At 67.9% G+C, this 23,393-nt stretch carries 19 protein-coding genes and 1 pseudogene; 3 read left to right on the top strand and 17 right to left on the bottom strand.

Features of this window, described 5'->3' with window-relative positions; translation table 11 throughout:
- Nucleotides 1–53 precede the first annotated feature (53 nt).
- The 3 genes from E8M01_RS18325 to E8M01_RS18315 are packed head-to-tail and all read right to left on the bottom strand — an operon-like array spanning nucleotide 54 to nucleotide 2,688.
- Nucleotides 54–653 carry a hypothetical protein gene (locus E8M01_RS18325; protein WP_136961439.1) on the bottom strand — a complete coding sequence of 200 codons (600 nt, stop codon included), beginning with the start codon at nucleotides 651–653 and terminating at the stop codon, nucleotides 54–56.
- The gene (locus E8M01_RS18320) at nucleotides 650–1,711 is read right to left on the bottom strand and encodes a zinc-dependent alcohol dehydrogenase (RefSeq protein WP_215908767.1); all 1,062 of its coding nucleotides are present in this window, start codon (nucleotides 1,709–1,711) and stop codon (nucleotides 650–652) included. Before E8M01_RS18320 ends, E8M01_RS18325 begins: the two co-directional genes overlap by 4 nt.
- On the bottom strand, nucleotides 1,708–2,688 hold the full coding sequence (locus E8M01_RS18315) for a Bug family tripartite tricarboxylate transporter substrate binding protein (protein ID WP_170181953.1): 981 nt from the start codon (nucleotides 2,686–2,688) through the stop codon (nucleotides 1,708–1,710). Before E8M01_RS18315 ends, E8M01_RS18320 begins: the two co-directional genes overlap by 4 nt.
- 317 nt (nucleotides 2,689–3,005) lie before the next feature.
- On the opposite strand from E8M01_RS18315, the gene E8M01_RS18310 reads away from it, so the two are divergent.
- Together E8M01_RS18310 and E8M01_RS18305 are read left to right on the top strand one after the other, a co-directional pair.
- On the top strand, nucleotides 3,006–4,895 hold the full coding sequence (locus E8M01_RS18310) for a DEAD/DEAH box helicase (protein ID WP_136961437.1): 1,890 nt from the start codon (nucleotides 3,006–3,008) through the stop codon (nucleotides 4,893–4,895).
- Nucleotides 4,896–4,905: 10 nt separating this feature from the next.
- Nucleotides 4,906–5,400 carry a YaiI/YqxD family protein gene (locus E8M01_RS18305; protein ID WP_425467663.1) on the top strand — a complete coding sequence of 165 codons (495 nt, stop codon included), beginning with the start codon at nucleotides 4,906–4,908 and terminating at the stop codon, nucleotides 5,398–5,400.
- 221 nt (nucleotides 5,401–5,621) lie between these two features.
- Here E8M01_RS18305 and E8M01_RS18300 read toward each other — a convergent pair whose 3' ends face one another.
- The 8 genes from E8M01_RS18300 to E8M01_RS18265 all read right to left on the bottom strand — a co-directional run bounded on the left by E8M01_RS18300 (nucleotide 5,622) and on the right by E8M01_RS18265 (nucleotide 15,808).
- Entirely contained in the window at nucleotides 5,622–6,566 is a 945-nt protein-coding gene (locus tag E8M01_RS18300; RefSeq protein ID WP_136961436.1) for a DMT family transporter, read from the bottom strand.
- A complete protein-coding gene (locus tag E8M01_RS18295) occupies nucleotides 6,563–7,369 on the bottom strand; it encodes an ABC transporter permease (protein ID WP_246088348.1) in 807 nt (268 codons plus the stop codon). The genes E8M01_RS18300 and E8M01_RS18295 overlap by 4 nt, the downstream gene beginning before the upstream one ends.
- Nucleotides 7,366–8,169, bottom strand: coding sequence for an ABC transporter ATP-binding protein (locus tag E8M01_RS18290; protein WP_136961435.1), 804 nt, complete (start codon nucleotides 8,167–8,169; stop codon nucleotides 7,366–7,368). The genes E8M01_RS18295 and E8M01_RS18290 overlap by 4 nt, the downstream gene beginning before the upstream one ends.
- Before the next feature lie 2 nt (nucleotides 8,170–8,171).
- Nucleotides 8,172–9,167 carry an ABC transporter substrate-binding protein gene (locus E8M01_RS18285; protein WP_136961434.1) on the bottom strand — a complete coding sequence of 332 codons (996 nt, stop codon included), beginning with the start codon at nucleotides 9,165–9,167 and terminating at the stop codon, nucleotides 8,172–8,174.
- Nucleotides 9,164–9,880 (bottom strand): TetR/AcrR family transcriptional regulator, encoded by a 717-nt coding sequence (locus E8M01_RS18280; RefSeq protein ID WP_136961433.1) that lies wholly within the window; start codon nucleotides 9,878–9,880, stop codon nucleotides 9,164–9,166. The genes E8M01_RS18285 and E8M01_RS18280 overlap by 4 nt, the downstream gene beginning before the upstream one ends.
- A 1-nt stretch (nucleotide 9,881) precedes the next feature.
- On the bottom strand, nucleotides 9,882–11,615 hold the full coding sequence (locus tag E8M01_RS18275; protein ID WP_136961432.1) for a hydantoinase B/oxoprolinase family protein: 1,734 nt from the start codon (nucleotides 11,613–11,615) through the stop codon (nucleotides 9,882–9,884).
- Nucleotides 11,616–11,617: 2 nt separating this feature from the next.
- Nucleotides 11,618–13,711, bottom strand: a complete 2,094-nt coding sequence (locus tag E8M01_RS18270) for a hydantoinase/oxoprolinase family protein (protein WP_136961431.1) — start codon at nucleotides 13,709–13,711, stop codon at nucleotides 11,618–11,620.
- Between the two features lie 390 nt (nucleotides 13,712–14,101).
- Nucleotides 14,102–15,808, bottom strand: a complete 1,707-nt coding sequence (locus E8M01_RS18265) for an IlvD/Edd family dehydratase (protein WP_136961430.1) — start codon at nucleotides 15,806–15,808, stop codon at nucleotides 14,102–14,104.
- A gap of 171 nt (nucleotides 15,809–15,979) precedes the next feature.
- Between E8M01_RS18265 and E8M01_RS18260 the strand changes: the two genes are divergently transcribed.
- Nucleotides 15,980–16,675 carry a GntR family transcriptional regulator gene (locus tag E8M01_RS18260; protein ID WP_136961429.1) on the top strand — a complete coding sequence of 232 codons (696 nt, stop codon included), beginning with the start codon at nucleotides 15,980–15,982 and terminating at the stop codon, nucleotides 16,673–16,675.
- Between the two features lie 252 nt (nucleotides 16,676–16,927).
- Here E8M01_RS18260 and E8M01_RS35550 read toward each other — a convergent pair whose 3' ends face one another.
- From E8M01_RS35550 to E8M01_RS18235, 6 genes and pseudogenes are all read right to left on the bottom strand, one after another.
- Nucleotides 16,928–18,379 carry an aldehyde dehydrogenase gene (locus tag E8M01_RS35550; protein WP_246088829.1) on the bottom strand — a complete coding sequence of 484 codons (1,452 nt, stop codon included), beginning with the start codon at nucleotides 18,377–18,379 and terminating at the stop codon, nucleotides 16,928–16,930.
- Nucleotides 18,380–18,697: 318 nt separating this feature from the next.
- Nucleotides 18,698–19,174, bottom strand: a pseudogene (locus E8M01_RS35545) (ABC transporter ATP-binding protein); the annotation flags it as partial.
- Nucleotides 19,167–19,895, bottom strand: a complete 729-nt coding sequence (locus tag E8M01_RS18250; protein WP_136961427.1) for an ABC transporter ATP-binding protein — start codon at nucleotides 19,893–19,895, stop codon at nucleotides 19,167–19,169. The gene E8M01_RS18250 and the pseudogene E8M01_RS35545, both read right to left, overlap by 8 nt.
- Nucleotides 19,896–19,899: 4 nt before the next feature.
- Complete coding sequence (locus tag E8M01_RS18245; RefSeq protein ID WP_136961426.1) at nucleotides 19,900–20,859, bottom strand: branched-chain amino acid ABC transporter permease; 960 nt, start codon at nucleotides 20,857–20,859, stop codon at nucleotides 19,900–19,902.
- A complete protein-coding gene (locus E8M01_RS18240) occupies nucleotides 20,856–21,731 on the bottom strand; it encodes a branched-chain amino acid ABC transporter permease (protein ID WP_136961425.1) in 876 nt (291 codons plus the stop codon). The genes E8M01_RS18245 and E8M01_RS18240 overlap by 4 nt, the downstream gene beginning before the upstream one ends.
- A 369-nt stretch (nucleotides 21,732–22,100) precedes the next feature.
- Nucleotides 22,101–23,330 (bottom strand): amino acid ABC transporter substrate-binding protein, encoded by a 1,230-nt coding sequence (locus E8M01_RS18235; RefSeq protein WP_136961424.1) that lies wholly within the window; start codon nucleotides 23,328–23,330, stop codon nucleotides 22,101–22,103.
- Nucleotides 23,331–23,393 lie beyond the last annotated feature (63 nt).

Below are 23,393 nucleotides of genomic sequence, written 5' to 3'. Positions count from 1 at the left end.
AAGCTGATCGGGCCCGCACCATCATGACTCGGCGGCGGCTGTCTAGCACCCGGTCAGCCCGCCGGCAAAAAATCTCCGATCAGGCGAAAGGCGCTGGTCGTGGCGGCAGCGGCCGGCGCGCGCCTTGCGATCTCGGCGCGAAGCACGGCCGGGTCGTCGGCATCGACCAGCAGGACCGACCCGGTCGTCGGGGTTGCACGCGCCAGCGGATGACCCGGCGCATCGGCGGCGATGACGCCATGCTGGATGGCCAAGCCAGACCCGGCGGACGCCCCATCGCGCGAAATGGCCTCGGCCGTCACCAGCGGCACGATGAAGGCCGCCGATGGCGAAGCCTGGCGCGCCGCGATACGGCAGATGATGCGGGTGAACCCGGTCAGGTGCGGACGCATCCTGATGCTTTCAGGGCTCGGCTGGTTGATCAGCCGCTGATAGGCCGGAGTGTCGAGCACCTCGATCGAGGCGAGGTCGTAAAGCGTGAAGAAATGCGCCTGGTCGCCATCACCGGCCTGATAGCGCCAGGCGGCCAGCATGCCCGGCACGGTCAGCCGCTCGGGCACGTGCTCGATGCCGTGCCAGTCCTGATAGGCGCTGAGATGGCCGGGCGCGACGCCGTTCCACAGCGCCAGGAAAGCCGTGCCGGAGAGGTTCATGTGGCAACCATGTCCATCTGCGGGTCCAGCATGACCTTGACGCCGCTGCGATCGCGCATGGCGGCAAGTCCATCAAGGGCCTCGGACAAGGGCAGCCGATGGGTGATCAGCCTGCGGAAGCGTTCCGGTTCGGCCGAGAGCCGGTCGACGACCCGCGACCAGGTGGCGATGGGCGCGCGGTAGGAGCCGCGGATGGTCTGGCCGGCGCGCACCAGCCTCGTCAGATCAAGCGACGCCGGACGGGCATGGATGCCGACCACCACGAGCAGGCCGTCCTGGTCGAGCACGTCGAGGGCCTGCGGGATCAGGGCCGCGACACCGGCCGCCTCGATGACCACGTCGAAGGCCCTGTCCTGGCCGCCGGTGCGCAGGGCCTCGGCCAAAGGGCGGTCGCCGACATCGATCGTTGCAGGGAAGCCGAGCGCGTGGGCGCAAGCAAAACGGGCGGCGTCGTCGCGGCCGGCCAGCACGATATCGGTCGCGCCTGATGCTTCGACGAACAGCGCGACGCCGAGCCCGATCGGGCCGGGCCCGAGGATCAGCACCCGCGCGCCCGGCCGGATCATGGCACGATCGGCGGCTTCGGCCGCCACCGTCATCGGCTCGGTCAGCGCGGCGATTTCGGCATCCAGGCCATCGGGCACCGCAATGCAATTGACCGCCGGCACGACAACCCGCGAAGCGAAGCCACCGTCGCGGCGAATGCCGATGCCGGTGCGGCTGGTGCAGCGCTCGAAGCGACCGCCCAGGCAGGACGGACAGGTGCCGCAGACGACCGAAGGACGCACGACGATGCGCTGGCCGGACCGGATCCCGGCGCCGCCGACGACCCGGCCGGCGAATTCATGGCCGAGCGTCACCGGCATGGCGCTGGTCATGGCTTCATAACCGCCGGTCCAGTCGGCAATATGCAGGTCGGTGCCGCAAATGCCCGCCGCCTCGACCGCGACGATCACCTCGTCGCCGGCCGGGCGCGGCACCGCCGTTTCGGTCAGGACGACGCCTGGAACGGCCTCGGTCTTGCGCAGGGCGAGCATCAGGCTCAGGGTCCGGTTCATTCGGGTTTCAGGCCGATGGCGCGCACCACCTCGGCCCATTGGCTGGCTTCCTTGTCCATGAAGGCGGCGAGTTCGGCCGCCGTGCCGGGCGTCGGATCGGCGCCGAGCACCTTCATCCGCTCGCGCATGGCCGGCGTCGCCAGCACGGTGGAAAAAGCCTTCTGCAGGGCGTCGACCGCCTCCTGCGGCGTGCCGCGCGGCGCCACCACCGCGAGCCAGGCCGAGACGTCGTAATCGGCATAACCCTGCTCGGCCAGCGTCGGCACATTGGGCAGCATGCTGGTGCGCGCCCGGGTGGTGACGCCCAGCGCCTTGACCGTACCGGCCTCGATCTGGCCCGACACGGAAGCGAGCGTCGCGAACGACACTTTCAGCGAACCGCCGAGCAGGTCCGACAAAGCCGGGCCCTCGCCGCGATAGGGCACATGCTGCAGCTTGACGCCGGTGCGCAAGGCATAGAGCTCGCCGGCGAGATGGGCGACCGTGCCGGTGCCGCCGGAGGAGAAAGTGATCGGGTCGCGGGCGGCCCTGGCCGCCGCCTCGAACTCCTTCATGGTCGAATAGGGCGCGTCGGCGCGCGCCACCACGACCAAAGGCAGCTTGGCGATCATGCAGACCGGCACGAGGTCGGTCTTCCAGTTGAACGGCAGGTTGTCGCGCGAGGCGGCGTTGATCACCATGGTGGTCGGCGCGGTGAGCACGGTATAGCCGTCGGGCGCCGCACGCACGACCGCGGTCGTCGCGGTGATGGTGGCACCGCCGCCGCGGTTCTCGATGACGAAGCGCTGGCCGATCAGGTCACCCGCGGCCTCGGCCGCGACCCGCATGGTGACGTCGACGCCACCGCCGGCGGCAAACGGCACGACCACCTGAATCGACCGGTTCGGGTAACCCTGGGCGAAGCCCGGCCCGGCGATGCCCGCCAGCGCCAGCGCGCCAAAACCCCGCCGCGACAACGTGGCTCGACCCTCGACCATGGCATCCTCCGAATTCTTCTGGTTTGACCTTAAGGTGCGGCGCCGCGGCCGGCCGTTCAACGCCGAAGATATCCAGGCACGATAGCCTGTGCCTATAGGCCCTGGACATAGCACGGCAGGCGGCCTGGAGCGCCGCCGCCGGCTCATATTTCGCCTGCCCCGCTTCGCAACGCACAAACAAGCCATGGCATTTTCGGCTGAATTGGCTTAGGAGCCACCATACAGTTGGATTTTGGACCGACGGCGGCTCGGTCCGCGGCGGTGAGCATTTGGGGTCGCTGTCGACCCACACTCCTCCCAAGAAGGCATCGATCCTCGTGACGGAACTTCCGATTTCTCCTCCGCTGGCGCGTGCGCTGGCCGAACGCGACTATACCGAACTGACCCCGGTACAGAGCGGGGTCATGGGTCCGCAGGCGCTCGACCGCGACCTGCTGGTCTCGGCCCAGACCGGCTCCGGCAAGACCGTGGCCTATGGCCTCGGCCTCGCCCATACGCTGCTCGGCGACGAAGAACGCATCGCGCCGGCCGGCGACCCGATGGCGCTGATCATCGCGCCAACCCGCGAACTGGCCTTGCAGGTGCAGCGCGAGCTGGCCTGGCTTTATGCCCAGACCGGCGCCCGCGTGGTCGCCTGCGTCGGCGGCATGGACCCCCGGCGCGAACGGCGCATGCTGGACGAGGGCGCCCATATCGTCGTCGGCACGCCGGGCCGCCTGCGCGACCATATCGAGCGCAATGCGCTGAACCCCTACAGCCTGAAGGCCGTGGTGCTGGACGAGGCCGACGAGATGCTCGATCTCGGCTTCCGCGACGACCTGGAATTCATCCTCAACACGACGCCGGAAAACCGCCGGACCTTGCTGTTCTCGGCGACGCTGCCGGCCGGCATCGTGACGCTGGCCAAGCGCTTCCAGCGCAATGCCTTCCGGATCGAGGCGTCGCGCGGCGAGCGCGGCGGCCATATCGATATCGAATATCGCGCCATCCGCGTCGTGCCCAACGAGGTCGAGCACGCGGTGGTCAACGTGCTCCGGCAGGTCGAATCGCCGAGCGCCATCGTGTTCTGCAACACCCGCAACGCGGTACGCCATCTCCAGTCCATTCTGGTCGAGCGCGGCTTCTCGGCGGTGTTCCTGTCGGGCGAGCTCGGCCAGCACGAGCGCAACATGGCGCTGCAGGCGCTGCGCGACGGTCGCGCGCGCATCTGCGTGGCGACCGACGTCGCCGCGCGCGGCATCGACCTGCCCAATCTCGGCCTGGTGATCCATGCCGAACTGCCCAATGACGCGGAAATCCTGCAGCACAGGAGCGGCCGCACCGGCCGTGCCGGGCGCAAGGGCATCAGCGTGATGATCGTGCCGCCGGCGCGCAACCGCCGGGCCGAAACCCTGCTCGCCAATGCCGGCATCAAGGCGCAATGGTCGGGCCCGCCGACCGCCGACGAGATCCGCAAGCTCGACGGCGAACGGCTGCTGCTGGATCCGCTGCTGACCGACGAGCCGAGCGAAGAGGACCGCCAGATGGCGGAGACCCTGCTGGCGCACAAGTCGGCCGACGACATCGCCGCGGCTTTCGCGCGCGTCCTGCGCGGCCGCCTGCCGGAGCCGGAAGAGGTGACCATGCCGAGCATGGGCCGCGAGCCGCGCGGCGCCAAAGAACGCGTCGGCGGCGCCCGTGACCGCGACGACGACCGGCCGGCGCGCTCCTCCGCCGGCATGGCCTGGTTCCGGCTCGATGCGGGACGCGAGAACAATGCCGATCCGAAATGGATCCTGCCGATGCTGTGCCGGCGCGGCAAGGTGACCCGCCAGGACATCGGCGCCATCAGGATCTTCGACGACGTCACCGAATTCGAGGTCTCGGAGGCCGTCGCGGAAGAGTTCGCGATCAGCGTCCGGCGCGCCAATGCCGAAGACATCTATATCGAGCCGATGACCGAAGCCCCCGGCCAGCGCGGCCCGGCGGGACCGGCGCGCAAGTTCGCCGGCAAGCCGGCGGGCAAGCCGTTCGGCAAGGGCGAGGGCAAGCCCCCGCGCGACGCCAAGCCGTTCAAGGACGCCAGGCCCGCCAGGGAAGGCAAGCCGTTCAAGGCCGAAGGCCGGCCCTTCGGCTCGGACGACGGCAAGCCCGCGGGCAAGCGCCCGCCGCAACGCCCGACCGGCAAGGCCGAGCGCGGCGGGTTCAAGCACCGCAAGGGCCGGTGAGGCCGACGCGATGACCGAGGTGTCGGGCGCGGCCGCGCCGAAGCGCATCACCGTCTTCGTCGATGCCGATGCCTGTCCGGTGAAGGACGAGGTCTATCGGGTCGCCGGGCGTTATGGCCTCGAGGTCCATGTCGTCGCCAACAGCCCGATCGCGGTGCCGCGCGAGCCGTGGATCCACCGCGTCGTGGTCAGGGACGGGCCCGACGTGGCGGATGACTGGATCGCCGAGCGGGCGACGCGCGGCGACGTCGTCATCACCGCCGACATCCCGCTGGCAGCGCGCGGCGTCAAGGCCGGTGCCGTGGTTCTGGCCCCGACCGGCAAGCTGTTCGACGAGACCTCGATCGGCCTGTCGCTCGCCACCCGCAACCTCATGGATGGCCTGCGCTCGGCCGGCGAGACGACGCGCGGGCCGAAGCCGTTCGCGCCGCGCGACCGCTCGGCCTTCCTGTCGGCGCTCGATCTTGCGATTTCCCGGCTGAAACGCGCCGGCTTCGGCGCCTGAGCCGGGGTATTGCGGGCGGGTTGGCCGTCCTTCGAGGCTCGCACCTGGACCACGACGTCACCCCCGGCGCCTGAGCGAAGCGAGGGCGGGACGGGGGTCCAGGAGTCGCAGCGCGCGACCTCAACGTTGGGAAAACACCTCGACGACATGCGCTGCAAGCGCCGATGAAGCGGCCCTGGACCCCCTTCCCTCGCTTCGCTCGCCGGGGGTGACGTGGCGACTCACGCCGTGGGCACCCGCACCCGGCCAACGCGGTTGAGCAGCACCAGCCCGGCAATGATGGCGACGAAGCCGGCGACATGGAACCAGGCGAGTTGTTCGCCGAGCCAGATCATGGCGAAGCCGGCGGAAAAGACCGGGCTGAGATAAAGGAAGACCGCCGCGCGTTGCGGCCCGTTGGTGACGACCCCATAGAGGTAGAACAGGTTGCCGAGCATGGTCGGACCGAGCCCGACATAAGCGATCGCCGCGAGCGCGAAGTCGCGGTCCTGTCCCGGCCAGATCAGCCAGGGCCCGCCGGTCAAGAGCCAGACCAGATAGACCGGCAGGAACACCAGGAGCAGAGCCACCCAGGCGGTGACGACCGACAGCGGCAGCGCGCCGATGGTGCGGGTCCAGTCGCGCAGGCGCAGCGAGAACCAGGCGAAGGTGATCGCTGCCAGCAGCGACAGGAGATTGCCGAGGTTGAAGTCGAGCTGGGCGATGACCGCGGGGTCGCCCTTGGTGATGATCAGGAGCGTGCCGGCAAAGGCCAGGGCCAGCGACAGCCAGGTGGCCAGCGGCACCCGCCCCTCGCCCATCCTGAGGCCGAGCAGCGCCACCCAGATCGGCGTGGTTGCGTTGATGAAACCGACCTCGATGGCAATGCTTTGATAGGCGCCGCCGATCAACAGGTAGGAGAAGAGGCCGACGCCGACCACGCCGCCGACAATCAGGTCGCCGAGGCGCGCGCGGATCGCCGGCCAGGCCGGACGCAGCGTCGGCAGGGCAATCAGGGTGAGTACGACCACGCCGATCGCCCAGCGCCAGAATACCATTGACGGCAAAGGCACGACATCGCGCACGGCCCGGGCGACGACATGGTTGCTGCCCCAGAGCGCGCCGGTCGCGACCAGCGCGGCGATGCCGAGAAGGACGCGGGGCTGCGATGCCTGCCGATCGGTCATACGTGCCTGGACTGGCCCTGACGGGCGCGCTGCGAAACGTGCCAGGGCAATAGCAGGCGCTCGACGAAGTCGACCAGGAAAAACAGGATGGTGCCGACGAAGCCGAGCAGCAGCAGCGAGACGAACACCCTGGTCGTGTCGAACTGTCCCTGCGCCACCAGGATTTGGAAACCGAGGCCCTGGCTACCGGCGACAAACTCGCCGACGATGGCACCGACGAGAGCAAAGGACACCGCCACCTTCATGCCGGCAAACAGGCTCGGCAGGGCGCAGGGAAAGCGGATCTTGAACAGCACGGCCCAGGGCGAGGCCCGGGAGACACGCGCCAGATGCAGCATGTCGGGATCGACCGAGCGCAGCCCCAGCACCATGTCGATGACGATCGGAAAGATCGCCAGCATCAGGGCGATGGCGATCTTCGGCTCGGTGCCGGTGCCGAGCCAGATGACGAAGAGCGGCGCCAGCGCGACTTTCGGGATCGAGTTGAGCGCCACCAGCAGGGTATAGACCGTACGCTCGAGGAACGGCGAATAGACGATGCCGACGGAGAGCGCGATGCCGAGCGCCACCGCCAGCACGAAACCGACGCAGGTCATGGCCAGCGTGAAGCCGAGATGGCGCATGAACAGGCCGGGTGTCTCCATGAACGCCGAAAACACCGCCGAGGGCGCCGGCAGGATCAAGGGCGACGGCTGGAACAGGGCGACACCGATCTCCCACAGGATGAGCGAAGCGGCCAGCACGAGGAGGACGTCGCGAACCTCGTTATCGGCGGCGAACAGGCGTTTCAGCGCGCGCATCATTCCTTGACGATCCCCAGCTCGGCGAAATGGTGACGGATGCGTTGGGTATAGGCGGCAAAGCCGGCGCTCTCGCGGATCGCCAGCGAGCGCGGCCGCGGCAGGTCGATGTCGATGATGTCGAGGATCTTGCCCGGCGCCTTGCCCATCATGACGACGCGGTCGGACAGGAACACCGCTTCGGCGATCGAATGGGTGATGAACAGGAGGGTCTTGCGGGTGTCCTGCCAGATCCGGGCGAGTTCGATGTTCAGGTCGTCGCGGGTCATGGCGTCGAGCGCGCCGAAGGGTTCATCCATCAGCAGCAGCTCTGGATCGGCCAGCAGCGCCCGGCAGATCGAGGCGCGCTGGCGCATGCCGCCGGACAGTTCCCAGGGGAAACGATGTTCGAAACCGGCAAGCCCGAAGCGGTTGAGCAGCGTCAGCGCCCGGTCGCGGTATTGCGCCCGCGGCAGGCCGAGGAACTCGATCGACAGGAGCACATTGTCGAGCACGGTGCGCCAGTCGAGCAGGACGTCGCGCTGGAACACCACGCCGAGCTTGTCCGGCGGGCCGTCGAGCGGCCTGCCGCCGACGCGGATCTCGCCGGTGGAAACCTCCTCCAGCCCGGCGACACATTTCAACAGCGTGCTCTTGCCGCAGCCCGACGGCCCGACCACGCTGACGAATTCGCCGGGCCGGATGTCGAGATCGATGCCGAGCAGGGCCGGCACCGGACCGCGCGGCGACATATAGGTCTTGCCCGCGCCGCGGACGGAGACATAGGCCGCCGTCACGGCCGGTGCTGGCGTCTGGAAGGTCATGGTCACTCGACCAGCTGGTTGGTGAAATAATCGGTGACGGCCCAGCCGGCGCGCACGACGCCCGCCGCCTCCATCGATTTCAGCGCGGCCTCCCAGTCCTCGCGGGCCTGCCAGCCGATCGGCCGGCCCTGCGATGCCGGCGTGTCGAAATAGTCGATGGTCAGCTTGATCTGGCCACGCAGCACCTCCGGGTCGAGCCGGGCATCCGGCCGCTCGGCGATCATGGCGCGGACGCCGTCGTCGGGATTGGTGCGCAGATGTTCCCAGGCGCGCTGCTGGACCTGGATCAGCCGGCGCAGCGCCGCGCCCTTGGCGGCAATGGTGTCGTCGCGGGCGACCAGGCCATAGCTCGGAAAGGCAATGCCCTCATCCGCCGCCAGCAGGCATTTCGACGGCCGCGCCCGGTCGGCGATCGGCAAGGCCGAACCGACCGTCGACATCAGGCCGTCGGCGCGCTTGGCGGTATAGGTGCCCCAGAGCGCGGCCGGATCGACGAAGTCGATCTTCAGGTCGTTGCGGGTGAGGCCACCGGCGCGCAGGTAGAGATCGATGAACGGCGCCCAGGGGCTGGCGGCGAAGACCACCACGGTCTTGCCGCGCAGATCCGCGGCGCGGGCGACGGGCGAGGCCCGGTCGACCAGGATGCAGAGATCGGTGCGGCGCTGGAAGGTCGCGATCGCCCTGATGTTGGCGCCCTGGGCGCGGGCCGAACCGACCAGGCCAACCTGGACCTGCCCGACATCGGCCTGGCCGGCATTGACCAGCTGGATGGTATTGCCCGAACCGCGGCCGTCCTGGATGTCGACATCGAGATTGGCCTCGCGGAACCAGCCGCGGTTCTTGGCCAGATGCATGGCCGCCTGCACGCCCCAGGGCGAGAAGTCGAGCCTGACCGAAAGCTTGTCCGGCGCCGCGGCCGGCTGGGCGCCGGCGGGCCAGGCGGCCAGCCCCACCAAGGCCACGGCCGCCATGGCCGCCGCCGATAGAAACTTTTTCATTGTCCGTCCTCCGACTTGATCACCTCTGTTTTGGCGCCCCCCGCTTCTTCAGGCGGAATATGCGTCAAATAGCTCAGCACCATCTCGACGACATGGCGTCGGCGCCCGGCCACGCGCTTCGCCGCGACGAAGTCGCGATCGAGAAGCCAGGACAGGGTGTGCTGGTTGGACAGGAAGAAATAGGCGAGACCCGAGATCGACAGGTAGAGATCGACCTCGTCGACCTCGGCGCGGAACACGCCGTCGGCCTGGCCACGCCGGAGCAGCGTGCGGAGCGTGTCGAGCAGGCCGCCATAGAGCGGCTTGATCGTCGTCGAGCCCTTCAGGTGCTGGGCGTAATGGATGTTCTCGATGCTCATCAGCCGGATGAGATCGGGGGTCGCGACGAAATGGTCGAAGGTGTTGCCGACCAGTTGGCGCATGCCTTCGAGCGGTGGCAGACCCCTGACGTCGTCATCCTTCTGGCTCTTGCGCAGACCCGAATAGATCCGCTCCAGGACCTCGAGATAAAGCCCGTCCTTGGAGCCGAAATAGTGATAGATCAGGTTCTTGTTGACACCTGATTGCTCGGCGATGCGGTCGACCCGGGCGCCGTTCAGCCCCTGGGTGACAAACTCGATCCGCGCGGCCTCCAGGATCCGGGCGCGGCTGGCTTCCGGATTGCGGGTCGCCTTGACGCCCGAAGCCTTCGCTGGGATCGCCGCGGCGGCCATGTCAGGCCTCCCGCGTCGCGGCGGCACGCTCGGCGCGCAGGCGCTCCGTACCGGCAAAATCGACCGCCTGCCTGTCGGCGAACAGCACCGCGTAGTGACGGGCGGCGAAGGCGGCCGAGATCTTGCCGTCGATCAGATCCTCGCGAACATGGTCGGGATCGCGCGTCAGGGGATCGCCGAAGCCGCCGGCACCGGCCTGTTCATGCACGATGAGCGTGCCCTGCTCGACCGTCGTGGTGATCTTGCCCGGCAGGTCGCGCCAGACGCCGGCAACCTCCATGGCATTGCGCGAGGGCCCGCCGGGCTCGCCGCCGGCAAGGCCGTAGGGCCGGAACTTGACCCGGTCGGTGCGCATCTGCAGCAGCGCCTCGGGCGCCAGGATCCGATAGGAGCGGCGGATGCCGACACCGCCGCGCCAGCGGCCGGCACCGCAGCTGTCGGTGACGAAGCCATAATCCTCGATGCGCACGGGGTGCTCGGCTTCCATCACCTCGACCGGCATGTTGGAGAGGTTCTGCGAGGCATTGGTCACCGCCTCCAGCCCGTCCTTGTCGGGCCGGCCGCCCCAGGCGCCGCAGATCATGTCGACAATAATGAAGGGCTGGCGATTGGGCCTGAGACCGCTGATGCAAATGACGCTGTTGCCGCCCTCGCCGGCCGCCGGCACCTTGTCCGGCACGATCTTGGCGAGCGCCCCGAGCATACAATCGAACACCCGGTAGCCGGTCAGCGCACGGGCCGCGCAAGGGCCCGGCATGACCGGGTTCAAGACGGAAGCCTCGGGCGCCTTGACCTCGACGCAGCGGAACATGCCGACATTGTTGGGGATGTCGCGCGCCAACACGCAGCGGACGCTGAGATAGGTCAGCGAATGGGTGAAGCTCAAGGTCGAATTGAGCGCACCCTTCACCTGCGGCGACGAGCCGGTATAGTCGACATAAAGCGTGCCGTCGTCGCGCACGGTGATCGCCACATTGATCGGGATCGGCGTGTCGGAGAAACCGTCGTCGTCGATGTAATCGGTGAAACGATAGGTGCCGCGCGGCCAGGTCTTGATCTCCTGGCGGGTCAGCCTTTCGGCATAGTCGAGCAGTTCCTGCATATAGGTATCGACATCGTCGGCGCCGTAGCGCTGCATCAGCTTGTCGAGGCCACGCTTGCCGACCTGGGCGGCGGCGAACTGCGCCGACAGATCGCCCCAGACCCGATCGGGCACCCGGACATTGATCTTGATCATGGTCTCGAGCGTCGTGTTGAGCACACCGCGGTCGTAGAGCTTCAACGGCGGGATGCGCAGGCCTTCCTGGTAAATCTCGGTGGAATCCGAGGCATTCGAGCCGGGCACCCGGCCGCCGACATCGGTGTGGTGGCAAATGACCACCGCGAAGGCGCGCCGCTTGCCGCCGTGGAAGATCGGCACGAACATGAAGATGTCGGGCAGGTGCATGCCGCCGTGATAGGGATCGTTGAGGATCACCACGTCGCCGTCATGCAGGTCGTCGCCGAACTTCGACAGCACCGACTGCATCGCCTCGGGGATGGCGCCGAGATGCTGGGCGATGGTCTTGGCCTGCGCCACCATCTGGCCGTCGCCGGCGCAGATCGCCGCCGAGAAATCCATGACGTCCTTGACGATCTCCGAGCGCGCGATGCGCACCACGGTGTAAGCCATTTCGTCGGCTATCGAATCGAGGCCGCTCTTGATGACCGCGAAGGTGATGGGATCGACTTTCATCATCAGGCTCCAAATTCCAGCACGATGCAGCCGATGGCGTCGCGATGCACGCGGGCATCCGGCGGCACGACGATGGTCGCGTCATATTCTTCGATGATCAGCGGACCCTGGCGTGGCTCGGCGCCGATCGCGGCGCGGGTGACGATGCCGACCGGCACCGGCCGGTCGCCACGGGCGAAAGCCACCTCGCGCGTGCTGGTTTTTGCCGCGCCCGGCCGATGGGCGATCTTCATGTCGGCGAAATCCAGCCGGCTCTCACGCAAGCCGCGACCGATGATGCGCAGCTTCATCAGCTCGATCGGGGTGGTGTCCTTGTAGCCATAGGTCTTGAAATATTCGGCGACGAAGCGTTCGCGGATGGTGTCGAGGTCCTCGCCGGCAAAGGCCACGGTCAGCTCGGTCGCCTGGCCCTCGTGGCGGAGATCGGCCTCGAACAGGAATTCGCTGCGGGCGGCGGGATAACCGTCCTGGGTCAGCCTTGCGCCGACATCGGCCTGCAGCTCGTCCTTCAACCCCTTGAGCTCGGCCGGCGTCATGGCGGCGAGCGGCCGGGTGACGGTGGCAAGGCCGGTATGCTCGACGTCGGAAGCGAGCATGCCGACCGCGCAGAAAATGCCCGACAGCGGCGGCACCACCACCCGGGGGATGCCGAGCTGGCGAGCGAGATCCGGCGCGTGGACGCCGCCATTGCCGCCGAAGGCCATCAGGGTAAGGTCGCGCGGGTCGCGGCCGCGCTCGACGGTGACCGCACGAATGGCGCGCGCCATGGCGGCATTGGCGACGGCGCGAATGCCATGGGCGGCGTCCGCGGTCTCGAGGCCGAGCGGCGTGCCGACATGGGCGTCGATGGCCTTTTCGGACAGCCGCCGGTCGATGGCGAGCCGGCCGCCGGCCAGTTGCTCGGCATTGACGAAACCGAGCACGACATTGGCGTCGGTCACCGTCGGGCGATCATTGCCGAGGCCGTAGCAGGCCGGCCCCGGCACGGCGCCGGCCGATTGCGGCCCGACCACCAGCAGGCCACCCTTGTCGATGCCGGCCATGGAGCCGCCGCCGGCGCCTACCTCGGCAATGTCGATCGCCGGCACCTTCAGCATATAGCCGCCGGCCTTGATGAAACGGCTCGACGCCGACATGCCGTCGCGAAACTCATATTCCGAGGTCATGGTGGGACGGCCATCCTCGATGATGACGGCCTTGGCGGTGGTGCCGCCCATGTCGAAGACGATGATGTCGCGCTCGTTGCGGGCAAGGCCGAGACGGGCCGCGCCAATGACGCCGCCGGCCGGCCCGGAGGCGACGACCAGGACGGGTTTTTCGCAGGTCGCGGCGGCCGCCAGCATGCCGCCATTGGAGGTCATCACCAGGATCGGCGCGGCGATGCCGATGGCGCGCAGACCGGTCTCCAGCTTCTGCAGATAGGCGCGCATGGCGGCCAAGAGATAGGCGTTCACCACGGTCGTGCTGGTGCGCTCATATTCCTTCATTTCGGGTAGCACGGCGCAGGAGGTGGTGACCAGCAATTGCGGGAAATGGCGCGCGAGAATGGCCTCGGCCTCGCGCTCGTGGACCGGGTTGCGGTAGGAGTTGATGAAGGCGATGCCGACCGCCTCGATGCCCTCCTCGACCAGCGCCCGGCCGGCGGCGATGACATCGGCCTCCGACAGCGGCGTCACCACCGAACCATCGCCGGCGAGCCGTTCGGTCACCTCCATGCGGTGGCGGCGCGGCACCAGCGGCTTCGGCTTGTCCCAGGTCAGGTCGAACATGTCGGGCATGCGGATGCGGCCGATTTCCAGCACGTCGCGAAAGCCGCGGGTGGTGATCAGGCCGGTGCGCGCGCCGGAACGCTGCAGGATGGTGTTGGAGCCGACTGTGGTGCCGTGGAGGATTTCGGCGACCGCGCCGGACGCAATGTCCAGTTCGGCCAAGAGCTGGGCCAGCCCCTCGACCACCGCGCGGCTCGGATCGTCGGGCGTCGACGAGATCTTGCTCTCGTGGACCAGCCCGGCCTCGGTCGACAGCGCGATATCGGTGAAGGTTCCGCCGATATCGACGGCGACCCGGACGCGCTGAGTTCGGTGTTCGGCTGCCATCGGGTCCCGTCCATACAAACTAACCAGTTAGTCAATAGCAGCAGCAAGCCCGGTTTCCGTCAAGCGGGAATTTGAGGAGAGAGTTCGGGTCTTGGCGGAATTGCCTGCGAGCTGAGTAGACGTGCGCGGGGAACGGGCAAAGGGTACGGATGAGGCCGAGCGCGTGCAAACCCTCTCCCAGAGGGAGAGGGTGCCCGCGTCAGCGGGCGGGTGAGGGGCGTGGGCTTTCAGAATTGGTGCCGGCGCTCACGCTGCGTGCCGCCCGATCCGGAAATGGACAACCCCTCTCCCGGCGCCTGACGGCGCCACCCTCTCCCTCTGGGAGAGGGTCGGTCGCGTTGAGCCTTTCACTTCGAAGACGGCCTTGCATTAATCCGGGACGCCCGCCCCCTACCCCTCGCCGCGCTCGACCATGAAGTCGAAGTCGCAGCCCTCGTCGGCCTGCAGCACGGTTTCATGGAACAGCCTGGCATAACCGCGCCTGGCCCAGGCCGGCGTCGGCGCCACCGGCAGCGCCGCCTGGCGCCGGGCGAGCTCGGCCTCGTCGACCAGGAGATCGATGCGCCGGCCGGCGACGTCGAGCCGGATCATGTCGCCGGAGCGGACCAAGGCGAGCGGCCCGCCGACCGCCGATTCCGGCGTCATGTGCAAGACGATGGTGCCAAAGGCGGTGCCGCTCATGCGTGCGTCCGAAATGCGCACCATGTCCTTCACGCCCTGGCGGCCGAGCTTTCTCGGGATCGGCAGATAGCCGGCTTCAGGCATGCCGGGCGCGCCTTTCGGCCCGGCATTGCGCAGCACCAGGACGTCGTCGGCGGTGACGTCGAGATCGGGATCGTCGACGCGGCTGGTCATGTCCTCGACCGATTCGAACACCACGGCGCGGCCGGTGTGCTGCAGGAGCCGGGCGCTTGCCGCGGCGTGCTTGATGATGGCGCCGCGCGGCGCGAGATTGCCGCTCAACACCGCCATCGAGCCCTCGGGCTTGATCGGATTGTCGCGCGGCCGGATGACGTCCTGGCCCGGCACGTCCTCGGCGCCAGCGGCGATCTCACGCAGCGTCTGGCCGGACACGGTCATGGCGTCGAGATCGATCAGGTCACCGAGCTGCTTCAACAGTTTCGGCACGCCGCCGGCATGGTGGAAATGCTCCATGTAATGGGCGCCCGACGGCTTCAGGTCGACCAGAACAGGCACATTGCGGCCGAGCGTGTCGAACAGGTCGAGGTCGAGCTTGTGCGCGGTCCGGTTGGCGATGGCCGAGAGGTGGATGACGCCATTGGTCGAACCACCGATCGCCTGCATGACCACCGCGGCATTGCGGAAGGCTGACGGTGTCAGGAGCTCGCTCGGGCGCGGGGCCCCGCTCACCGCCATTTCGGCGGCGCGCCGGCCGCTCGCCTCGGCCGAACGGATGCGCTCGGCATGGGGCGCCGGGATCGATGCGCTCATCGGCAAGGACAAGCCCAGCGCCTCGGTGACACAGGCCATGGTCGAGGCCGTGCCCATGACCATGCAGGTGCCGACCGACGGCGCGAGCCGGCCATTGACGATCTCGATCTCGTCCTCGTCGATCTCGCCGGCCCGATGCTGGCCCCAGAGCCTGCGGCAGTCGGTGCAGGCGCCGAGCACCTCGCCCTTGTGATGACCGACCACCATGGGCCCGACCGGCACCACGATGGTCGGCAGGTCGACGCTCGCCGCCGCCATGATCTGGGCCGGCAGCGTCTTGTCGCAGCCGCCGATCACCACCACCGAATCCATCGGCTGGGCGCGGACCATTTCCTCGGTGTCCATGGCCATCAGGTTGCGCAGGAACATCGAGGTCGGATGGGCGAAGCTCTCGGCGATCGAGATGGTCGGGAACACCATGGGCATGCCGCCGGCGAGCATGACGCCGCGCTTCACCGCCTCGATCAGCTGCGGCACGTTGCCGTGGCAGGGATTGTAGTCGCTGTGGGTGTTGGTGATGCCGACGATCGGCCGGTCCAGCGCATCATCGGAATAGCCGGCGGCCTTGATGAAGGCCTTGCGCAAGAACAGCGAAAACCCCGCGTCGCCATAACTCGTCAGCCCCTTGCGCAGTCCCTTGGTCATTTAGCTTGCCTTTCCGAACGATCGTCGCGTGTCGGCCGCACCGTCAACCTGCAGGCCAGTATTGTCAACGATCGGGGTTCGGAGGCCAGCCATTCTCGTCATGTCGACAAGACAAGGCCCGTGATTATTGATAATCCTGCCTTTCCTGTGAATCTCCGGCAAACCTGACCGATGGCAACGGATACCGATCTGGATCTTGGTCCCACCCGCCGCGACGAGCAGGCGGAGGTGCTGCGCCAGCTCGAGGAGGACATCATCTTCGGCCTGATGGCGCCGGGTTCGCGGCTGGTCGAGGACGTGCTGATGGCGCGCTATGGCGCGACCCGGCATTTCATCCGCCAGGCCCTGGTCCAGCTCGAACGCACCGGCGTGGTCCGGCGCGAAAAAAATGTCGGCGCCACCGTCTCGTCCTATTCGGCCGAGGAGGTCCGGCAGATCTACGAGGTGCGCGAGATGCTGACGCGCCAGGCGGCGCTGATGATCCCGCTGCCGGCAGAGCCCGAACTGATCGACCGGCTGACCGAGCTGCAGGCGCGCTATTGCCACTATGGCGATATCGGCGATCTCCGCCTGATGCACGAGACCAACGACGCCTTTCACATCGCGCTGTTCGCGGCCTGCGGCAATCCCTACCTGGTGCGTTCGATCCAGGACTATATGGGCCTGACCTTGCCGATGCGGGCCAAGAACCTCGCCGACACGGAGGGCCTGCGCATCTCGCGCCAGCAGCACGACATCATGATCGCGTTGTTGAGGGGCCGCGACAGCTGGGCCTTGGCGCAGCTTTGCGTCGACCACATGCGTTTCAGCAAGACCGACTATCTGGAGCGGATCGTTGCGGGTGGGTCGAAGGCGCGCCGCGCGTGACGGGTGTCGGGTCCGGCCCAGCGGTCCTTGCACGAGAAGGCGCAGATATATCAACCCTCTCCCAAAGGGAGAGGGTGCCGGCGGAGCCGGCGGGTGAGGGGCGTAGGCGTCGAGGCCTGATGCCGAGGCTCGCGCCGGATACAGCTCCATCCGGAAATGGACCACCCCTCACCCGGCAGCTGACGCTGCCACCCTCTCCCTTTGGGAGAGGGTTGATTGGGTTGCGTTTTTCGCCTTTGACCCACCCCCTCCTCAGAACGGATAAGGCCTCGGCCCGGTCTGGATGGTGATCCAGCGCAGCTCGGTGAAGGCCTCGATCGCCGCCTTGCCGCCGAAGCGGCCATAACCCGACGACTTCATGCCGCCGAAAGGCATCTGGGCTTCGTCGTGCACGGTCGGGGCATTGATGTGGCAAATGCCGGCATCGATGCGTTTGGCGACGCCGAGCGCGCGCGCGATATCGCGCGAGAACACCGCCGAGGACAGGCCATATTCGGTGTCGTTGGCGATGCGGATCGCCTCTTCGTCGCCGGAAACCCGGACCACCGTCACGACCGGGCCGAAACTCTCCTCGCCATAGATGCGCATCGACGGGGTGACGTGGTCGAGAATGGTCGCCGGCATGACCGTGCCGTCGAGCGTGCCGCCGCTCGCAAGCGTCGCGCCCTTGGCGGTTGCGTCGTCGACCAGGTCCATGACCCGTCTGGCGGCATCGGCCGAGACCAGCGAGCCGAGCACGACATTGCCGGAACGCGGATCGCCATAAGGCAATGACTTGGCCTTGGCCGCGAATTTCTCGACAAAGACATCGGCGATCTTGGCGTCGACGACGATCCGTTCGGTCGACATGCAGATCTGGCCCTGGTTCATGAAGGCGCCGAAGGCCGCGGCCTTGACCGCCTCGTCGAGGTCGGCGTCGTCGAGAATGACCAGCGGCGCCTTGCCGCCGAGCTCGAGCAGGGCGGGTTTCAGATAGCGCGCGGCGGTCTCCGCGATGATCCGGCCGACATGGGTCGAGCCGGTGAAATTGACCCGCTTGACCGCCCGGTGGGCGATCAGCGTCTCGACCACCTTGGCGGCATCATCAGGCGCATTGGTGACGATATTGACGGTGCCCGAGGGCAGGCCGGCGTCGCGCAGCACGGTGCCGATCAGCTGGTGGGTCGCCGGGCAGATCTCGGATGCCTTGAACACCACGGTATTGCCGCAGGCGAGCGGCATGGCGAGCGCGCGCACGCCGAGAATGACCGGGGCGTTCCAGGGCGCGATGCCGAGGATGACGCCGACCGGCTGACGGATCGCCAGCGCCAGGTTGTTCGGCTTGTCGGTCGGGATGACATCGCCGGTGATCTGGGTGGTCATGGCGCCGGCCTCGCGCAGCATGCCGGCGGCGAGCGTGACGTTGAACATGGCCCAGCCGCGGGTCGCGCCGGTCTCGGTCATCATCGACTGGACGAAGTCTTCGGCGCGCGCCAGCATCAGGTCGGCGGCTGCGACAAGCTTGGCGCGCCGCTCGTTCGGGCCGGTCTGCGACCAGGTGACGAAGGCGGCGGCCGCGGCGTCGACGGCGGCGATGGCGTCAGAAACGGTGGCCGCGGCGGCGCGGGTCGCGACCGAACCGGTCAGGGGATCGAGCCGGTCGAAGGTGCGGCCGTCGGCAGCGCCGATCTCGTGGGCATCGATCATCAGGTTGACGTGCTTCATGGGGATCTCCTTATGGGGCGGCGACGGCGGCGGCGCGTCGGGGGCGGGTCTGGCAAAAAGCGGCTGGGGTGATGGCGCGGGCCGGGGCACGCCGCCGAGATAAGCGGCGGCGACCTTCGGGTCCTCGGCGAGCTGGCCGGCCGACCCCTCGCCGACGATGCGGCCATTGGCGATGAGATAGGCCCGGTCGGCGAGCCTGAGGCTCTTGCGGGCGTTCTGCTCGACCAGGAGGATCGCCATGCCGGCCTGCTTGACCTGATCCAGCGCCTTGAACAATTCGCTGGTCATCAAGGGCGACAGGCCGAGCGAAGGCTCGTCGAGCATCAAGAGATCGGGCCTGGACATCAGCGCCCGGCCGATCGCCACCATCTGCTGTTCGCCGCCCGACATGGTGCGGACCTGCTGGCCGAGCCGCTCCTTCAGCCTGGGGAACAGCGACAGCACATGATCGAGCGCGCGCGCTTCGCTCGCCCGCGCCCGCCGCGGGAAGGCCCCGAGGCTCAGGTTCTCGCGCACCGTCAGGTCGGCGAAGATGCCGCGACCCTCGGGCACCAGCGCCACGCCGGCCTCGACGATGGCATGGGGCGATGCCCGGGTGAGGGCCAGGCCGTTCAGCCGGATCGAGCTGGTCTCGGCCGCCGGCACCAGCCCGGCGATGGCTTTCAGCAAGGTCGACTTGCCGGCGCCGTTGGAGCCGAGAATGGCCACCGTCTCGCCCGGCCCGACCGACAGCGAGACGCCGTCGATGGCGACATGCGGGCCATAGGCCGCCGAGAGCCTTGCGACCTCAAGCATCGTCGTCTCCGAGATAGGCCTTGACCACGGCGGGGTCGGCCAGCGCCTCGGCCGGCGTGCCCTCGGCGATCTTGCGGCCGGCATTCATCACGATGCAGTGGCCGCAGAGCGCGCGGATCGCATCCATCACATGTTCCACCATGATGATGGTGATGCCGTCCCGGGCGATCGTCCGGATCAGCGCGATGCCCTCGTCGAGCTCGGTCGGGTTCAAGCCCGCCAGCCATTCATCGAGCAGCAGCAGCGACGGCCGGCCGGCGAGCGCACGCGCCAGTTCCAGCCGCTTCTGGTCGATATAGGTGAGGCTTGCCGCCGGCTGGTGGGCCCTGGCGCCGAGCCCGACACGGGCAAGCAGCGGCACGGCACGCGCCATGGCCTCGGCCGGCCGGCAAGGTGCCGCGCCGAAGATCGCGCCGACGGCGACATTTTCGGCAATGGTCATGGAGGGCATGACGCGGACCAGCTGGAAGGTTCGGGCTATGCCGGCACGGGTGATCCGGTGCGCCGGCATAGCCTCGATACGGCGGCCGTTGAAGCGGATGATGCCGTCGTCGGCTGGCAGATTGCCGGTGATCAGGTTGAGCGCGGTGGTCTTGCCGGAACCGTTCGGTCCGACCAGGCCAACCACTTCGCCGCGGCCGATGCTGGCGCTGAAGCCGTCGACCGCACGCAGTCCGCCAAAGGCCTTGGACAATCCGGAGATCTCGATGAGCGCGGCCATGACCTCACTCCGCCGGATGGGCGCGGCGGGCCGCGCTTTTGGCCGCGCTCTTGGTGGTTCGGCGGCCGCCGCCGATCAGGCCGGCAACGCCGTCGGGCACGAAATAGACGACGCCGAGGAAAACCAGCCCGAGCAGGATCGAGAAATAGTTCGGGAAATTGGCCGACAGCACCTCGAACAGCAGCACCAGCGGGATGACCCCGAGCAGCGGGCCGTAGAGCCGGCCGGCGCCGCCGAGCAGCGCCATGATCAGCACCTGGAACGAGACGATCGGATTAAACGCGATGGTCGGGTCGATATAGGTCCAGCGCGGCGCCATGATCGCGCCGACGACGGTCATGAAGGTGGCGCTGACGACGAAGACCAGGACCTTCGCCCGCGTCGCATCGACGCCGGAATGGCGGGCCACCGTCTCGTCCTCGCCAATGGCGCGCAGCGCCCAGCCGAGCCTGGAGCGGCCGATCCAGATCCCGGCAAGGAAGATCACCACGCAGAGGCCGAGCAGCAGCCAGTAGATGTCGCGCTGGGTGATGTCGACGAAGATGAAGCGGCCGACCGTGCCGCCGAATTTCGCTTCACCCCAGGTCACCAGCTGGCGCACCAGCTCGGCAAGGCCGAAGGTGAAGACGACAAAATAGACACCCGACAGGCGCAGCGTCGACAGGCCGACGATGGAAGCGACCAGCGCGCCGAGGACCGCGGAAGCGGCGAGCACCGCCTGCCAGGGCAAGGTCTCGCCGAGAAAGGCCATGGTGTAGGCGCCGAGGCCGAAAAAGGCGACGGTTGCCAGCGAGACGTAACGGGTCGGGCCGGAGAACAAGGCCCAGGCGGTGGCCAGCGCCACATACATCAGGATGTTGATGACCAGCGACTGCCAATAGGCGTCGATGACCAGCGGCAGCGGCGCCAGCAGGGCCGCGGCCACGACGACGAGAAGCGGGGCGACGAGGCCGCGGGCGGTCATCGGGCGGCCTTTCCGAACAGGCCGGTGGGCTTGATCAAGAGCACGGTGAGGAACAGGGCGAAATTGATGGCGAGCGTCAGGCCGGTGTCGATGAAGGCGCCGCCCAGCGCCTCGGCGAGGCCGAGCAGCAGGCCGGCGGCCAGGCAGCCGAGGATATTGCCGACGCCACCCATGATGACGACGATCAGCGCCTTCATGGTGAACACCACGCCCATCGAGGCGTTGAAGGTGAGGAACATCGAGACCAGCACGCCGGAGGCGGCAACCAAGGCGCCGCCGAGCGCGAAGGCGAAGGCCGCATAGGCCGCGGTGTCGATGCCAACGAGGCTCGCCGAGGCCGGGCTGGCGGCGACCGCGCGCACGGCGGTGCCGATCCGGGTACGGGTCAGGGCGAGATAGAGGGCAAGCCCCAGCGCCAGCGCGATCAGGGCGGCGAGCAGGCGGTTGGCGGCGAGCGTCGAGCCGATCACCTCGACCGGAATGGCGAGATAGGAATAGCTGAAATAGGTGCCGCCGAAGATCACCAGCAGCACGCCCTGGACCACGAACAAGAGGCCGAAGGTCGCCAGGATGGTATCGACCTCGAGCGCGCCGGCCGTGGGCGCGCGCCGGACCAGCGGCGTCATCAGCACCCGGTAGATCAGCCAGTTCAGCGCAAAGGACAGCGGCATGACCACCGCCAGTGCCAGGATCGGATTGATGCCGGCGAGCGAGAACAGCACATAGGCGCCGAAGGCGGCGGCAATGGTGAACTCGCCATAAGCCAGATTCATGATCCGGGCGACGCCATATTGCAGCGACAGGCCCATGGCGATCAGCGCGTAGATGCCGCCGAGCACCAGGCCGGAGAGAACGACGTCAACGAGATACATGGGAACCGCTTCCCGGCGAACGCATGAGAAAACGCAAGAGGGCCTGCACTGTCAGAGGCGGTGCTTCACCGCCTCCGGGTCTCGCCGTCAGATCATCTACGACCGTGCTGCAGCTTCGGACGTCGCAAACCACCCCGCAGCACCATACGTCATCCCCGGCCGAGCCCGAGCAGAAGCCCTTGCTTCTGCGCCGGCGAGGGGAAGGGGATCCAGGAGTCGACACACTGCCCCGCGACCCCTGGATCCCCTTCCCCTCACTCGCCCTGTCGGGCTCGATCGGCCGGGGATGACGTAGTGCACTGAAAGGGCCGACCGAGCCCTCCGTTTGCTGGTGAACGCGGGAAGGGCGTCCCCTCCCCGCGCCCGACTTCACGTCTGCGACCAGGCCGGTTTTGGATATTTCGACGGCTGCACGCCGGCCACTCCCGGCGGGCCGACGGCGACGAACTGGTCGCCTTGCCACTGGCCGACCCAGGCCTGTTCGATGCGCTGGTTGTTCTGCAGCTTGATGGTGCCGACAATGGTCTCGAACGAGCCGGTGGCGATCTCCTTGATCAGCGCCGCCCGGTCGACGCCGCGGGTGCGCTCGATCGCCTGCTGCAGCACCTCGAGCGAGGCATAGGTGACGGGCGAGGCCCAGCCATCCGGCGGCCGGCCGACCACCTGGACGTGGCGGGCGACATAGTCGCGGATCTTGGGGCTCGCGGTATCGACGCCACCAATGCCCATGATGCCTTCGGCATTGGCGCCGAAACGCTGCTTGAACAGCGGGAAGGCGGTGCCGACGGCGGTATAGAACACTTTCGGGCTGAGCCTGGCGATGCGTGCCTGTTCGGTCAGCGCCAGCGTGTCCGGCGGGTACGAGAAGGCAATGAAGATTTCCGGATTGAGCCGGGCCGCTTCGGTCACCAGCGGCGCCAGGTCCTGGCTGCCGAGCGGATATTGCCGGTCCATGACGATCTTGAAGCCGGCCTTCAGCAGCGCCGGCCGCGCGACATTGACGAGTTCGATGCCGAACTGATCCTGCACCGAGACCAGCGCCACGGTATCGCCGAGGCCGTTGGACTGGCGCAGCGCGGTGAGCTTGGTGATCAGCGCTTCGGCCGCGGCCGAGGACCGGCCGAGGAAGAAGAAGGCATTCGGCCAGCGCTGCGCCAGTTCCGGAATGCGCTCGGTCACCGAGGTGACCGCCAGATGCGGATAGCCGGCCCGGTTGAGCACCGGCCCGACCGCCAGGTTGAGCCCGGTGCTCCAGGGCGGCAGCACGATGTCGACCTTGTCCTGGTTGATCAGCCGCTCGACATTGCGCACCGCCTCTTCCGACTGCGAGCGGTCGTCATATTCGATCAGCTCGATCGGCCGGCGCGAGCTGCCGAGATTGAGGCCGCCGGCATCGTTCACGGTCTTGGCCCAGAGCTGATAGTTCGGCAGGGTCGTGACATTGGCGCCGCCGGCATTCGGCCCGGTCTTGGAGATCGAGAAGCCGATCTTCACCGGCTGCGCCGCGGCTTGCGCGCGGGCGCCGGCCGCGCCGATCACGGTTGCCGCGGCAAGCCCGCCGATCAGGCTGCGGCGGTCAGGTTTCAGAGCGTCCGTCATGGTGTCCCTCCCTCAAGGGTTCGGGCTTTTCGCCCGATGTCGTTCTGGTCTTTCACTGCGACA

The organism is Phreatobacter stygius (assembly GCF_005144885.1).
Taxonomy (GTDB): domain Bacteria; phylum Pseudomonadota; class Alphaproteobacteria; order Rhizobiales; family Phreatobacteraceae; genus Phreatobacter; species Phreatobacter stygius.
The sequence above is the reverse complement of the archived record's forward strand: the minus strand, read 5'-3'. Positions and strand labels throughout refer to the sequence as shown.